Source organism: Isosphaeraceae bacterium EP7, from assembly GCA_038400315.1.
Taxonomy (GTDB): Bacteria; Planctomycetota; Planctomycetia; order Isosphaerales; family Isosphaeraceae; genus EP7.
Genome location: CP151671.1, coordinates 20,416 through 33,977, shown reverse-complemented (window position 1 = coordinate 33,977; position 13,562 = coordinate 20,416). Strand labels below are relative to the sequence as shown.

The following is a 13,562-nucleotide window of genomic DNA, read 5'->3' as shown; positions in this document are numbered from 1 at the left end:
CCGCGGGCCCTCCCCTTGCCCCGTAGCATCGGCATCGGGCCCTCGGGCCTTGAGCCTCGCGGGCCCGTGGGCCGTCGATCTCGCAAGCCCGCGGGCCTGCGGGCTATAAAGTCCACGAGCCTTCAGGCTCTTGAATCTATGAATCCGTGGGCTTACGGGCCTTCAAACCTTCGATCTCTAGGGTCCCTAATCTTTCGGGCTCGAAGACCTTTGATTTCGCGAGCCTCAAGAGTTTTCGACCCCTGGAGCCTGTGGGCCCATGATGCTGCAGGCTCCGAAGCTCAGGGGCCTTCGACCTCGCGGACTTACGAGCCCGTGGTTTCTTAGGTCCACGAACTCGTTGCATCACGGGCCCTAAAGCCCATAATCCTGCGGGCCCGCGATGCAACGAGCCTCGGAGCCCGCAACCCCACGACCTCACGGGCCTCCGGGCCCTCGGGCCCTCAACTTCCAGGTCCCATGATCCTGCGGGCCCCGGGGGCGCCTCCTCATCTCGGACCGTGGTGGTGACCGGGACGACCAGCCGGCGGGGCAGGGGGGGCGACCGCTTGACTACCCTGGAGTCGTCGGCGGTGCCGAACACACCGAACCAAGGCGAACTGAACGATGGGCCCCAACCGGAGCTACTGATTCCGTCCGGGGCTTTTCAGGTTCTACCGAGTTTGTCCCCCCGTTGAACGCGAGGGCGTGCATAACCTCCGCGTGCGTGCGGCCATCGTCGGCTCATCGACCCCGGTCCGCCTCGTCGTCGATCCGCAGCTGCCCCGCCCAGCATTCCAGCCGCGAGGCGAATTCGGCACACCGGGCCGCCACTGCGTGACGGAGGGCGGTGTCGGCCGCCGGGTCGACCCAGGCGTCTCCCGCCTCGACAAATGCCTCATCGAGGTGGCTGACCTGACGCACCAACCAGGACACCCGGCTGAAGTCGCCACCGAGGCCGACCGATTGCTCCTCCTCGCCGGCGGGCAAAGGCCAGGAGGTTTCCGCCGTCCGATCCGTGAGGCTCGGAAGTGTCCGTGCAGCTCATGGTGACAGTCCTTGTCGGAGGTGGCCGCGAATTCCGTCCGCGGTCTCCACATTATAAATCCGGCTTTCAGCGAGGACAACCTTTGATCGACAAGTGTGCGGCACTTGCTGCGATGGTCCTTCCTGACGTCCGATCTCCCGGGCTCCGGATTTTTGCCGGTCCGACCCGATTCTTCACTGATCGATCGCATGCATCAGCGTCCGCACGACCCCGACACGCCGCTCGAGGAGGACGTCCCACGCGTCCAGGCATCGCCGCTGGACGTCGGGCCTGGAGCCACCCTCCGCCTGCTCGTAGAGGCGGACCAGGAGGGGCCCGATCTCGGAGAGATCGGAGGGGGTTCTTGTCGATAGATCCCGCGAGGCAGCGAGGAGGGGGCCTGCGCACACTTCGATCATGCCCATCAAGATGTCGGCCAGGGGGAGGAGCGAGCCGGTGTGGCCCGCGAACGACTGCAGGATATTCCACTGGTTGCCCAGGAAACCCCTGGAGCGGACATAGGCCTCCAGGAGCGGGCGCAGTTCTGCCCGGTCGAGCAGGTCAACCACTTGGAAGATGCGGTCGCAGTTGCGCCGGACGTGCTCGTCCTCGTCGTCGCACAGTGGGATCAGCAGCCCAAGGGCGTCGAGGCAGAGTCCGTCGTCGTCGAGCAGGTCGACCGCGGCCCGCGCGACCCCTCGCCGCTGGGCAGCGGTCCCGGCCCTGCAATGTTCCGCGTCCGTTACCATCTGCCCGCCGCACAGCCGGAGGAACGTCGCGTGGCACGCGCCCGCCTCGGTGACTTCCGGATGGGCCGAGCCGATCATCCGCCGGAGGATCGGCTCGGCCGTCCCCGGATGGGAGCCGGCGATGAACTGGAAGAGGTGAGTGGCATCGCGGCAGGCCATGACGCGATCGTCGGCATGGTCGCATGCCGCGGCGAACCACCCCGCCGCCAAGTCCTTGTCGGCGTTCCATGCCGGGCCGCAGGCCCCGATGGCAGCGACCCGGACGGCCGGGTCGTCGTCCACGACCAGCAGCTCCATCGCGGATTTCACCGACGAGATCCTGCCGATATCGGACCACAGGAGCGACTCGATGGTCGCGGCGAGCTGCCCGCGCAGGCAATTGATCGAACGATGATGGAGGTCGTCGACCGGGGGGGCGGCATCGCCTTTCCGGTCCTTGCCGAAGATCTCCGACGAGTCCCGTGACTCCAGGCCCATGATCTCGCCGAGGACCGTTTCGAGCATAACCGCGGGCCATTTCAGGTCGCTGTGTCCGGTCAGGATGCGGGCAAAGGCAGCGGATGAGTCGAGGTCGAGATGCCCCATAGCATGGGCGATCACGGGCTGGAGGACATCGAGAGCGGCCGATTTCCAGGCTCTCTTCTGCTCCGAGGTCAGGTTCTGGGGAGGGTCCGCATGAGACAGGCCGCCCAGCAAGCCATTCAGGTAGGCGGGGTTGGCTTCGGCGGGGATGCGAAGGGCCAGCCGCGCGAAGCGGGCGGGGTCGGAATGCGTCGCATTCGCCAGGTCGATGGCGAACTGTCCCGGGCTCGACTCGATGCAGTAATCCCGCCCATACCGGGTCGTCGAGGGCCTTCGATCCGTCGAGTTTCTCCCGATGATGTCGAGCCAGGCGGCGTCCGAGAGTCGATTGGCCGCCCGAAAAATGGGCGAAGTCACCCCACCCCCGCGCGACCTGTTCCTGCTGAACATGTGACCGTTATGAGCGTCGAATTTCCGGCGGACGACGGCCTCGCGTCCCCTGGCGGCGTCCGATTTCCGCCTCGATTCCAGCGCGGGGAGGAGGTGATATTGCGTCTGACCATGCCGGTTGGGGTAATCGAGGTTCCCTCTCCTGACGCGTTCATGCCGATCGATCATGCTCCGCCGCTCTTCATCGTCGCTGTATCGCAGCAGGAAGGCCTCGAGCCGCGAGAACGTTTGATCGGAGCAACGGCGGGAGTGGCGAAAGATCAGCCGCCTCGCCGGCTCCCAGATGGAGCCTTCGAATCGATCGCCCGTCCTCAGGGAAGCGGGTCTGTCGATCAACCATCCCAGGGCTCGGTCGGCGATGGCTTCGGGGCCCCAGGTTAACGCCGCCAGAATGATCGCCTGGACGACCGGCGGTTCCGAATCCCGGAGTGTTCCGATCCGGCGGAAGAATCGGTCCGCATCCTGTCGCAATTCCGCCGCGCCGGCCGCGATCAACGAATCCGAGATGCAGACCGGGATGGCCCGGCCGCCGTGTCGGTGGAATTCTCCCCTCCCGGTGCCCGCCCCTGCGATCCGACGTGCCAACGGCAGAAGCCTATCGAGGGCCAGGCCGGGCTCGGCCCTCCCCGACGCTCGGAATGCGGCGCGTTCTTTCCGCGGGAATTGATCGAGACGGTCCATCATCCGGTCCCGGGCGAGGCCTCGATCGGCGGCATCGACCGCATCGAGTTTCCTCATGACTCGGGCTTCCACCAATCGGATGAAACGGCCTGCATTCTGACGCGCGAGTTCGGGTAAATAGCCTGATCCCCACTCGTCGGCTTGGAGATGGGCGAGGCGCACGCGAAAATCGAAGAGCGCATCGGAGTCCTGCAAGGGGTCGGGCCAGATGACCTGGGTGCAACGCCAGGGCCAGTCACCCCCCTCCGCCGCGTGAGGGGAGAGGAGTTTCGCGATCCGATCCCCGCATTTCGGGGCGACAGCACGGATCAGCTGGAGGGTGAAACTCAGCGTCGAATCATCGCCCGAGGCGAGGGCGTCCCGCCATTGTCCGCGGTCGTCGAGCGCTTCGAACCAGGACTCGTTGCTCATCAGGATCTGGTCGGATGCGTGGTTCCTCCAGTCCGGCAGGCGGAGGAGCTCGATCATCAGGTCGCATTCGGCGGCGGAGGGATCGTCGAGCATCCCGAGGCACTGCAGGGCGACCTGCTTCAGGTGGAACCGGACATCGTCGGCGAAGAGCAGCCCGCGCAGCGAATCCAGGAATCGTGATGGATTCTCGTCACGCATCCGAAGCAGGATCAGCCGCAGTCGCTCCCTGCGGTAGAGGGATTGGCCGTCCTTCGCGCCGAGCCAAGATTGCACGGTGGCACGGCCGTCGTCGATCTCCTCGAGGAGCCTATTCGAGATCTGGTAGTCCAGGTAACTCTGATGACAGAAGGAGACTTTCCCGGCGGCGACCTGCAGCACGTTCAACGACTGGAGGGCCTCGCTGGCCGCCGCCCATCGTCCCTCCATGAGCCGTCCCGGGGCATCGAGCCGGGAACGAGTTTCCATGGAGGTCGTGATCCTGTCGAGCAGCTCCTCGACCTCCGACGTAGGGATCCCCCGCCTGGAGATTTCTTCCCAGCGGCTCTTCCAGAATTGCCGGCTCAATTCCGTGACGGTCGAGAATCTCTCGGACACCCCGGGGATGGCGACCACCGCCCACATGGTCAGATTCTGGACGTTCGAGAGCAGCTGTCTTTCACGCCGCGTGAGCGAGTCGAATGGCACCCCGGCCCGTTCGGCGACCTCGCGGATTGTGGCCTCGGGCAGGGGCTCGACGGGGACGTTCCGCGAGCACGCCAGCCCCTGCTGCCACTTCTTAATCTGCGGGTCGTTCTCCAGGTCGAATGTCCGGCAACCCATCACGACGAGTAGGTTGCCGCCGGAGTGCATAGCCTGGCGGACCATCTCCTGGCAGATCGAGAACGCCTCGCTCGAATGGGCGCTGGTCCAGCGCAAGGCGTCCAACTGGTCGATGACGAGCACCGCGGTCCTATTGCCGGCGACGGCATGGAGGCAGAGCGCCGGCGAGCCGGGCAGCCCGCAGTCTTCGCCGAAGCGTTGGGCATTGACCTTGGGAGGCTGTCGGTCGAGGCGCAGGGGCAGGAACGGAATCCCCCGCGCATGGAGCTCCTCGGTCAGTTCGAAGAGGATGCCGCTCTTCCCCCCGCCGGCCGGGCCGTGGAGTATCAGGAGGCGTTCCTTGCCGGGTGCCGCGATCCACTCCAGGATCGCCTGAGTTTCCCGGCGGGGGATCAACAGTTTCGCGGCGAGGTGCGGCCGGATTGAGTTGGTGAACCGATCGATTAGCTCGCCGACCAGGACCGGGAGTCGGCCGTCCCTCGCGAGGTCCCGAGGCGGATGTCCCTTGCTGAGCAGATAGGCGTAGACGTCGTCCGCATAAATCTCACGCCGCAAATTCTCGTCGGATTCGGAGAATGCCCTGAGCGCGTCGAGCACGCGATCGGAAGGGCCACTGACGTAGCATGCAGCCAGGGCCTCGAGATTCCTTCGCGTCTGAACATCGTCGCTGAACGGGAGGTAATGCGACCGGCGCAGGAGCCGGTAGGCAATCTCCAAATCCTCCGGGACGTCGTGTAATAAGCCCAGCGATTCGCGGAACAGGCGGAATCCTTCTCGGTGTGCCTTCGAACGAGCCTTGATCTGATATTCCCAATACGAGTCCGAGTTCTCTGACATGCGGGAGCTGTCGGCCAGGTCCCTGAAGATCCCAGCTGAAGTTGTAGATATAAAAGAAAATTCGCAGTATAGATCCTGCTCTAATTGATAGCGGAGATTTCCGAGGATCCCCCGTCGGGCGAGATCCGCGATGGACCATTCCGGCTTGGTCCCTTGGAAGCCTTTGCATTGGTGAGCCTCCCTGCGTCCATCGGGACGGGAAATCCAGAGGTCCACCCCCACCTCGTCGGGGCCGACTGCCTCATATTTCACCGATTGGATGTGTCCGGCGAGAAGGTGGAGGAGTTGCTGGACGACCCACAGCTTCTCGAAGCGATTCCCCAACTTGTCGGCGATCCCGCCTCGTTCGTAGGCCATGGCTCGATTCGTAAGCTGTAGTGTCGACCCAGGTGACTCTTGTTTTTTATCTCACAGGTCCCACGCCTCGAATCCGGCCCTAGCGAAGCCGGGTCATTCGGCATCCCCCGCGGGCGCCGGTAGGCCGAGTTCCTTGCGGATGTGGACGTCGCGGATCACCTTCATCAGGCCCGCCGCGGCCGGGTTCCTCGTCGCCTTCATCCCCCGGTACGACTCGGCCAGGGAGGCCTCGGCCAGCGAGAGGGCCTCGGCGTCGAGCCGCTCCCGGTCGGCGGGGGGGAGGGCCTCCCAATGGGCCGCGATTCTCGCCCGGATCGCACACTCTTGCGCCATCTCGGCCCGGCGAAGCTCGGCCCCCGAATCCCGCGGCGGCGACTCGCTCGCCGCAGCCGCCAGGCCGGGCGGCGGCCCGAATCCCGCGGGGGGCGCGTAGTCATCCTCGATCGACTTCACCAGGTAGCCGGCCGGGTTCCTGGCGATGCGCCGGTCCTTCACCGCGGCCAGGCGGTCGAAGGCCTCGAGCTTGGACCGGACCCGGCCAGCATGGGGCCCGGCGGCCAGCTCCGTCGCCTTGGGGGGCCGGACGCCGCGGGCGACCAACTCGCGCTCGAGGTCGGTTCCGCGGGCCGCGGGTGACGGAGACCTCGGGTCGCATGCGGCATCCCCACGCTCGAGGACGATGCTCCAGCTTCCACGTCCTGCCTTGGGGTACCGGCCGGCAGTGCCCATGGGAGCCAGGAATCCGATCGCCTCGAGCTCCTCGATCGCGGATGCGAGCTTCTCCTTGAGCTTGGAGGGGGCGTAATTGCGGCTGAGGCCGACGTGCTCGCGGGCGAAGTCCGCGAGGTCGAATTCCCAGCGGGCCCGCAGGTAGAACCGCTTGTCGAGGAAGCGGTACATCCGCCTGGCCACGGAGCTGCGCAGCGCGAAGTAGACGGCGACGTCGAGCCGCTTGAGGTTCTCCGCCCGGAAGCTGGCGAAGACGACCTCGTTCCAGGAGAACCGCGACGATGTCGGCTCCCGGCGGGCGGCGGCCCGCTTCCTGTCGCCCGGCTTCACCAGGAAGACGCTCTCGAGCATGTGGAACTTGGCGTCGACCCAGGCCTGCGCCGCCCGGTCCCACCACGCCTTGTCGTAGTAGAGCGTGACCCCCACCCAGCGGTTGAGGGACTCCTCGACGCGGACGTAGCTGTCCCCCCCCTCGTTCCACCCCATCATCGCGATGATCTCGCCCCGCGTGAACTCGACGTGGCGGTCGGCGAAATCCCTGAGCCTGGTGAGCTGGATCAAGGCGACGAGGATCTCGTCGTCGGAGGCCGTCGGCAGCCCGTAGCGGTCGCTGCCGGTGACGGTCAGCCTGCGCGTGACCCGCGTCCCGGCCTGGCGGTCGTATACGGTATCTTCGAACTCGAGGGTCTTGAGTCCGCGGGGCACGCGGTCGCCCAGCAGGCAGATCGGGAACTCCGCGAGATTGAGCTCGTCGCGGCCGACCGGAATGGCCTCGTTTTGCGGGCGTTCTTGCGGTCCGAACCAGGGGAGGGCCGGCTGATCCATGAGTTTCCTCGCCGTGACCAACCCGAAAAGATAGCATCCGCCGTGTTGTTGCTCTTTTAAGAGTTTACTATACAAAAGTTATCATAAAAAAGACACTTATGCCGTAAAGAGTTACGTCGAAAAAAATCCCTCGAACCACGGTCGCCCCGCTGGAACCATCCCCCGGACCACGCCAAAACATCCCCCGGGCCACGGTGATTTATCCCTCAAACCACGGTGATTTATCCCTCAAACCACGGTCGTTTTTGGCGACCCCGTATCAATGCTTAATCTGGCGTATTTGGGTTGGAGGGAGATTTTCTCCGGCTTTTCAGCGTCCCAATGATCCGTTCGCTCCGGTCCCTTCCTCCCCCGCTCGCTTGAGGACCCTTCCGACCTGGACCTGACCCCACGCCTTGCCACCTCGCGTCGTGTGCCCCTCGTCGTTGAGTCGCTGCGCGATGGCGGCCTGGCTGAGGCCTTCGCCCCGCAGCTCGGCCATCCAGCCGGCGATGTCGCGATACGCCTCCTCGGCGTTTCTGCGGTGGGCCACCCCCGCGGCGCGTGCCCCCGTCTCGCGCGCCTCCTGGGTGAGGTTGCGGCACTGCGGCAGCTCGGCCCCGAGCTTCCCCGCGGTGGCCTCGACGACCGACGCCGGCACCCCATTGGGGTGGAGGGCCTTGATCCGCTTGGAGACCCGCCCGTCTGCCTTGTAGGCGGCCAGCGCCTCCCTGGTCCTCGTCGCAATCCTCCTGGCCTCGTCGGCGGCGACGGCGACGAGGATGTCAATCGTCAGCTCGTTGGCGAAGGGATTGTCGCACGCGACGAATCGGACGCCCGCCTTCTTGAGGTGGGCGACGACGGCGGGGTTGCGCGCGCCAGCCTGTCGAGCTTGGCGATGCACAGGGTGGCGCGCGACCGTCGCGCGTGGGCGATGGCCCTGAGCAATTGCGGACGCCTGTCGAGGTCGCCGTGGGTTCCGCTCTCGACCTCGGTGTAGGCGGCGATGATCCGGGCGCCGGCGTTGGCGCGATGCTTCTCGACGGCGGCCTGCTGCGCGGCCAGTCCCAGGCCGGACTCCCCCTGGCCGTCGGTCGCACCCGGTAGAGCGCCACCAATGCGGGCTGTTCGTCCATTCGCGTAAAGCTCCGGCGTAAACCCTGGCCAAACACCATCATGACTGCCCGTTGAAGGTAGTGTATGGACGGGGGCAAGCCGGCACGGCAGCTCCAGGGGGTGGTGCGCGGGCGCCGCGCGGCCGGGGAGGGGGGCGGCGGACTTGAAAACTTGATTTCCGCGGCAGTTTTTTCAAGGGCGAAGGTAGGGGGCTCGCCGGGGCTCAACTTGATTCACTTGAATTCGGCGGGTTTTTCAAGCGGGCATCGCGGGCCGCGGGGTGCGAGGAAAGCGGCCGGATGGGATGGTTGCAAGCCCATGGATTCCAGAGACATGCAATCCGGGCACCGATCGAGAAGTGGCCACCCCGGCCCTCGGGCGGGCCGCGGCGGCCACTTGATTTCAGGGCCCCAGCGGCGGGAATGTCCCGCCCGCGGCCGCCGAGGCCTGGTTGCGGGCAACGGCCCGAGGTCAGGCCTCGAAGCGATAGAGCGACTCCTCGTGCACCTCGGCCGGGCAGCAGGCCATCAGCCGGGCCTCCTCCTCCGCCTCCTCGCGGGCGAGCAGCTCCTCGGGGGTGATCCCCAGCGCCGCGGCCCGGCTGGCCAGCTCGGCCTCCATCGTCGCGACCGCCCACTCCGAGGCGGTCAGCGTCAGGCCGGCCAGGTGGGCGGCCCGGTCCTCGGCGGTCACCTCGGGCCGATAGGCCGGGCGGCCGGCAAGGAGGCCCGCGCCGAAGGGGCGGGTGGCGCGCGGGCGAGGCCGGGTGGCGTCGAAGAGGACGCGGGCGGGATTGACGGCGCGGCGGGGTGCGGCGAGATTGGCCATCGGTCGGGGTCCTGTGCAAGCAGGGTCTCGTCAAGGCCCGGCCGGGAGGGCTCAATCTCCCGGCCGGGCCGTCCTCGGTCGTCGGGCCGCTCGGACGGACAATCAAAGGATATCTCCGGGTACCCGTGTTTTCAATGGGTACCCGGAGATATCCTTTGATTTCTCCGGGTGCGGGGATAGACTTATCATCGGGCGGGCCGTCCCGGTCTGCCTTTCAGCGGCGGAGTCAACCCGATGGTCGCAGGGACAACCCGGATGGGCAGGCCGAAGAAGGGGGCGACCGACGCGCCGCGGGATCGCCGCCAGGCGGTGATCCACCTGAAGGGGTCCGCCGCGTACGTCGACTGGCTCGAGTCGATCTACCGCAAGACGCACCTGCCCAAGGCGACCATCGTCCGGCTGGCGATCGCCGAGTGGGCCGAACGCCACGGGCACGCGGCCCCGCCGGAATTGTGAGCGCCCCGGCCGGAGACGCCCCCCATGGCCCGCCCCCGGTACAAGAACAAGCACATCGAGGCGGCCATCCGGCACGCCGAATCGCGGGGCTGGCGGGTCCAGGTCGGCGGGTCGCACGCCTGGGGCTTCCTGCTCTGCCCGGAGGCCAGCCGCGACGGCTGCGACCGTGCGGTCCTCTCGACGCCGACCGATCCCCAGGGGCACGCCCGGGACATCCTCAAGTCCGTCGATCGGTGCCCGCACCGGGCCCAGGAGTGAACCGATGCCGACGACCCGCCGCCGCACCGCCCACGCCTTCACGCTCGTCCTGGGGGGCGTCCCGACGCCCGCCAGTCGCGAGGAGTTCCTGCCCATCGCCGAGGCCATCGTCGGGGCCGGACGCAACGACGCCTCGCCCGCGCGCCAGGGTGGCCGGATCCTCGTCTCCTACCGCCGCAGGTCGCAATCCCTCGGGGCCGCTGTCGGCTCGGCGATCCGCGACATCCAGGGCCTCGGCTTCCGGGTCGCCAGCGTCCAGATGGACGACGAGGTCGAGCCGGTCCAAGTGAGGTAGGACCGGCCCGTAGTGGGCGTTAGATCTCGACCAGTGCTCGGGTCTGGCATGGCCAACCATTGTTGCCAGCGACGGACGAGGGACCCGTGGCCGGCGACCGTTGCGGACTAAAAAGGGCTCAGCACGCCGCATTGGCGCCGGCGTGCTGGGCCCTTTGCTGCCCGAGAGTTGTTATGAGCGATTCGGGCTCGGGTTTACCGGTCCATCTTCCGATCTGTGACCCTGATGGAAAACTCACGCGTCTCGGTCCGCCCGCCTCCCTGAATGCCCCACGTCACCCCTAACGACTCATGCCGCGACGGGCGTCGAAAATTTGCCGCGACCCCGGAAAATTAATCGCCGGCCTCGGCATGAGAGATAGGATGTGCCAGCCGGCCAACCCAACCCGCCGGGCCTTCGGAGCCCACGAGGGGAATGCGCTTGGCGAATATCCCCCAGATGAGTAACGAGCAATTGACGGAACTCGTCGAGCGGCTCGCACTCCACGCCGACATTAAACTCTTTCGCCTCCGTTGGCGGGGAATCTCGGCGTCAGGCGGCGCGGTCCCGTGTGGGATCGAGCCGGGAGATCTCGCCTCCGAGGTCATCCTCGATCTCCTCAAAGGAAAGCGATCGTGGCACCCGCAGGCCATCCTGACCTACTGAAGTCCCTCAGGGGCCTCATCCTCGCCTTCAAGGCGGGCCTTCAATTCCCTAGAGGAGGAGGTGAGTCGTCTAGTCGTCGGTCATCCTGCAGATATCGATGGCCCCCAGCCGCTTGGACGGCTACTGCAGCCGGCCGTTAAGGAGGTCTCGTATTCTCCTGTGGGAGTCGCTCTGGAGGTCTTTGATGCCGCAGGACGCTTCGTCCGGAACCGACGATGAATCGCTCGTCCTTCGCATGATGGACGGCGATGATGACGCTCTGCGCCTATTCATCGATGTCCATGAGCCAACGATCCGTGGGGCTCTGAAGAAGAGATACCGGGGAGTCCTAGCCGATCCTGAAATCGATGAGGCGATGAATTGGGCCGCATTCAAGGTGTATCGCTCGATCGGCGATTTCGACGTAAATAGATCAACTCTAAGGTCTTGGTTTTACGTGATCGCCATTCGAGTTGCACAGGACATCCTCAAGTGCGAGAACCGAAACCGGTATCAAGCCCTCGACGATGCGTTCGGTGAGGAGGCGGCCATACGGCAGGATGGTGTCGATGGGCATGCCGACGGCTCTCTCAAGCAGACGCGGGAGCTTCTCGTGGCGATCGATCAGGTGCTGACGCCCGGCGAACATCGCGTGATGATGGCCGACCTCGCGGCCGGTGGTGAGGCGAATCCCGCTCGCCTGGCCGCCGAGATGGCCAGCACCGTGCGTTCCGTCCATGCACTGAGGAGTAAAGGACGAAGTAAGATTCGGGAGTACATGATTGAACGTGGCCACGTTCAGAATCCGCAAAGGAGTAGGAGATGATCTCCGATGCCGATCGGTTCTGGAAGGGTGTAGCCAAGCAACTTCGCCGAGCGAAGGGTTTCTCTATCCCGACACCGGAGGAAGCCGAGGCCGAACTCGACGCGGCAGAGGAGGAGCCTCTCACGGAAGAGGAGATTGACGCCATGGTCCGAGCGGCGACCTCGGGAGAGATGGGCTCGTACGCACCCGCGCCAGACATATCGTGGTTAGGTGACTCCAGCGACGAAACCTCCGATGAAGAACTCCTCGTTCTCAACCGCAATCGTGGGGAAGAAAACGCGGAGATTGACACCTTGCTTGGTGAACAGCGACGGGAGGCACTAGGAGAGCATGAACAATCCGAGGGCGATGGGACCGTGGCAGATCGCCCGACGTCAACAGGAGATGGCCATTGAGCTGGCTGAGACGGTCGTCGCCTCACTTGACCTAGGGACGCTGCCAATCGAGACCGAAATTGTCGCCCAGTCCGAGGCCCCTTTGCTCGTCGTCAGGTCAGGGGATTATCGCGACAAGTTCGACGGCCAGCTCGAATATCACCGGAAGCAGAATCGGTTTCTCCTGTTCTACAACACGAAGTACGACGATCCTCTGACGCGGGAACCCCATCCGCGGACGCGATTTTCGTTCGCCCATGAGCTCGGGCATTACTTCATCGAGAGGCACCACGCCTACCTGATGAAGGGGGGCCCAGCACACGGGTCTCGAAGCGAATTTCTCTCGGACGTCAATGTGGAGCGGGAGGCAGACTCGTTCGCTGCGGGCCTCTTAATGCCCTCGCATTTGATGCGTTCCCACGTCAACTCGGGTGAGCTGAGCTTTGGCCGTGTCGAAGAAATCGCCAGGATGTCGAAAACATCGATCGTGAGCACGATGATCAGGAGCGTTTCGCTCTCGGATTTCCCCTGTGCTGTCGTCGGCATCAGGGAAGGAGTCGTTAACTGGTCCTTTCTCTCATCGCCGATGCTCAAGGCTGGTTGCTACCCCCTTCCTGGGAGCAGCCCGATGCCCGCCTCCGGGCGGCGACTTTGGGGTCGCATTGCGACCTCGCCGCGGCATCGGAACTCGTGCGATGGCCTTCTGGGCGACTGGTTTCGAACCCACGACAGCGACACGCTCTCAAACCTCCTCGTCCACATCGAGGCGAGGTGGATCGAGTCGATGGGCACGCTTCTCGTGCTCCTCACGGCTGACGAGGATGATTTAGCCGACTCTGATCCAGATGAAGGTTAAAGTTTCGTCCATGCGTTAAGGCTCGATCGTATTCAAGGGTGTAAGAGTGGTCCCAAGCGGTTTGCGGAACCTAGCCCCTTGTCGATACAGAGGGTCTTATCCATGGATTTTTTACACGCGGACTATTACCTCCAAACCGGCGACGCGGCTGTCGTTACTCTCGACCGGCAGGCGAACGTCCTTCTCCTCGACGACATCAACTATTCGGCTTATCGCCGTGGAGATTCCTATCACTACTACGGCGGCCTTGCGAAGCGATCGCCCTGCCGTGTCATCGCTCCGCATTCGGGTCACTGGCACGTCGTAGTAGACCTCGGCGGCAATGGCGGGAGCGTCCGAGCGGGTATTTCCTTCTCGAAGAACTGACCACCTTCGAGAAACGACGGCAGGCCGGATGATTTCGGTCCGCCGTAATTTATTCGAGGAGTTAGATCGCGGTAAGAGCCACGGCGTCTGAATCGTCGAGTTGAGTCGGACTTACCTAACGCGAGAGCGTCTGATTCACCATCTTAGGACAAATTTATGTCAGTCCTGCTCGTCACTTACGATTTAAACAAAGAGAGT

13 protein-coding genes and 1 pseudogene are annotated in these 13,562 nt (G+C 64.9%); 8 read left to right on the top strand and 6 right to left on the bottom strand.

What is annotated here, in order from left to right; all coding sequences use genetic code 11:
• Positions 1-723: 723 nt before the first annotated feature.
• The 6 genes and pseudogenes from EP7_RS28620 to EP7_RS28595 all read right to left on the bottom strand — a co-directional run bounded on the left by EP7_RS28620 (position 724) and on the right by EP7_RS28595 (position 9,309).
• A complete protein-coding gene (locus tag EP7_RS28620; protein WP_463528658.1) occupies positions 724-969 on the bottom strand; it encodes a hypothetical protein in 246 nt (81 codons plus the stop codon).
• 231 nt (positions 970-1,200) lie between these two features.
• Positions 1,201-5,832, bottom strand: coding sequence for an NACHT domain-containing protein (locus tag EP7_RS28615; RefSeq protein WP_463528657.1), 4,632 nt, complete (start codon positions 5,830-5,832; stop codon positions 1,201-1,203).
• A gap of 93 nt (positions 5,833-5,925) precedes the next feature.
• Positions 5,926-7,386 (bottom strand): replication initiator protein A, encoded by a 1,461-nt coding sequence (locus tag EP7_RS28610; RefSeq protein ID WP_463528656.1) that lies wholly within the window; start codon positions 7,384-7,386, stop codon positions 5,926-5,928.
• Between the two features lie 310 nt (positions 7,387-7,696).
• Positions 7,697-7,867, bottom strand: a complete 171-nt coding sequence (locus tag EP7_RS28605; protein ID WP_463528670.1) for a recombinase family protein — start codon at positions 7,865-7,867, stop codon at positions 7,697-7,699.
• A gap of 207 nt (positions 7,868-8,074) precedes the next feature.
• A pseudogene (locus EP7_RS28600) lies at positions 8,075-8,323 on the bottom strand (recombinase family protein); the annotation flags it as partial.
• A 629-nt stretch (positions 8,324-8,952) separates the two neighbouring features.
• Complete coding sequence (locus tag EP7_RS28595; protein WP_463528655.1) at positions 8,953-9,309, bottom strand: hypothetical protein; 357 nt, start codon at positions 9,307-9,309, stop codon at positions 8,953-8,955.
• Between the two features lie 234 nt (positions 9,310-9,543).
• Between EP7_RS28595 and EP7_RS28590 the strand changes: the two genes are divergently transcribed.
• The 8 genes from EP7_RS28590 (at position 9,544) to EP7_RS28555 (ending at position 13,364) form a co-directional block, all read left to right on the top strand.
• A complete protein-coding gene (locus tag EP7_RS28590; RefSeq protein ID WP_463528654.1) occupies positions 9,544-9,765 on the top strand; it encodes a hypothetical protein in 222 nt (73 codons plus the stop codon).
• Between the two features lie 24 nt (positions 9,766-9,789).
• Positions 9,790-10,023, top strand: a complete 234-nt coding sequence (locus EP7_RS28585; RefSeq protein WP_463528653.1) for a hypothetical protein — start codon at positions 9,790-9,792, stop codon at positions 10,021-10,023.
• A 4-nt stretch (positions 10,024-10,027) separates the two neighbouring features.
• A complete protein-coding gene (locus EP7_RS28580; protein WP_463528652.1) occupies positions 10,028-10,318 on the top strand; it encodes a hypothetical protein in 291 nt (96 codons plus the stop codon).
• 438 nt (positions 10,319-10,756) lie between these two features.
• Complete coding sequence (locus tag EP7_RS28575) at positions 10,757-10,963, top strand: hypothetical protein (protein ID WP_463528651.1); 207 nt, start codon at positions 10,757-10,759, stop codon at positions 10,961-10,963.
• Between the two features lie 184 nt (positions 10,964-11,147).
• Complete coding sequence (locus EP7_RS28570) at positions 11,148-11,768, top strand: hypothetical protein (RefSeq protein WP_463528650.1); 621 nt, start codon at positions 11,148-11,150, stop codon at positions 11,766-11,768.
• Positions 11,765-12,163, top strand: a complete 399-nt coding sequence (locus tag EP7_RS28565) for a hypothetical protein (RefSeq protein ID WP_463528649.1) — start codon at positions 11,765-11,767, stop codon at positions 12,161-12,163. Before EP7_RS28570 ends, EP7_RS28565 begins: the two co-directional genes overlap by 4 nt.
• Positions 12,099-12,998, top strand: a complete 900-nt coding sequence (locus EP7_RS28560; RefSeq protein WP_463528648.1) for an ImmA/IrrE family metallo-endopeptidase — start codon at positions 12,099-12,101, stop codon at positions 12,996-12,998. Before EP7_RS28565 ends, EP7_RS28560 begins: the two co-directional genes overlap by 65 nt.
• A gap of 102 nt (positions 12,999-13,100) precedes the next feature.
• Entirely contained in the window at positions 13,101-13,364 is a 264-nt protein-coding gene (locus EP7_RS28555) for a DUF1883 domain-containing protein (protein ID WP_463528647.1), read from the top strand.
• Positions 13,365-13,562 lie beyond the last annotated feature (198 nt).

Bases quoted from the DNA above. Each gene is read 5' to 3' on its own strand.
- EP7_RS28615 (WP_463528657.1), bottom strand. From the start codon at position 5,832: ATGGCCTACGAACGAGGCGGGATCGCCGACAAGTTGGGGAATCGCTTC.
- EP7_RS28610 (WP_463528656.1), bottom strand. From the start codon at position 7,386: ATGGATCAGCCGGCCCTCCCCTGGTTCGGACCGCAAGAACGCCCGCAA.
- EP7_RS28605 (WP_463528670.1), bottom strand. From the start codon at position 7,867: ATGGCCGAGCTGCGGGGCGAAGGCCTCAGCCAGGCCGCCATCGCGCAG.
- EP7_RS28595 (WP_463528655.1), bottom strand. From the start codon at position 9,309: ATGGCCAATCTCGCCGCACCCCGCCGCGCCGTCAATCCCGCCCGCGTC.
- EP7_RS28590 (WP_463528654.1), top strand. From the start codon at position 9,544: ATGGTCGCAGGGACAACCCGGATGGGCAGGCCGAAGAAGGGGGCGACC.
- EP7_RS28585 (WP_463528653.1), top strand. From the start codon at position 9,790: ATGGCCCGCCCCCGGTACAAGAACAAGCACATCGAGGCGGCCATCCGG.
- EP7_RS28580 (WP_463528652.1), top strand. From the start codon at position 10,028: ATGCCGACGACCCGCCGCCGCACCGCCCACGCCTTCACGCTCGTCCTG.
- EP7_RS28575 (WP_463528651.1), top strand. From the start codon at position 10,757: ATGAGTAACGAGCAATTGACGGAACTCGTCGAGCGGCTCGCACTCCAC.
- EP7_RS28570 (WP_463528650.1), top strand. From the start codon at position 11,148: ATGCCGCAGGACGCTTCGTCCGGAACCGACGATGAATCGCTCGTCCTT.
- EP7_RS28565 (WP_463528649.1), top strand. From the start codon at position 11,765: ATGATCTCCGATGCCGATCGGTTCTGGAAGGGTGTAGCCAAGCAACTT.
- EP7_RS28560 (WP_463528648.1), top strand. From the start codon at position 12,099: ATGAACAATCCGAGGGCGATGGGACCGTGGCAGATCGCCCGACGTCAA.
- EP7_RS28555 (WP_463528647.1), top strand. From the start codon at position 13,101: ATGGATTTTTTACACGCGGACTATTACCTCCAAACCGGCGACGCGGCT.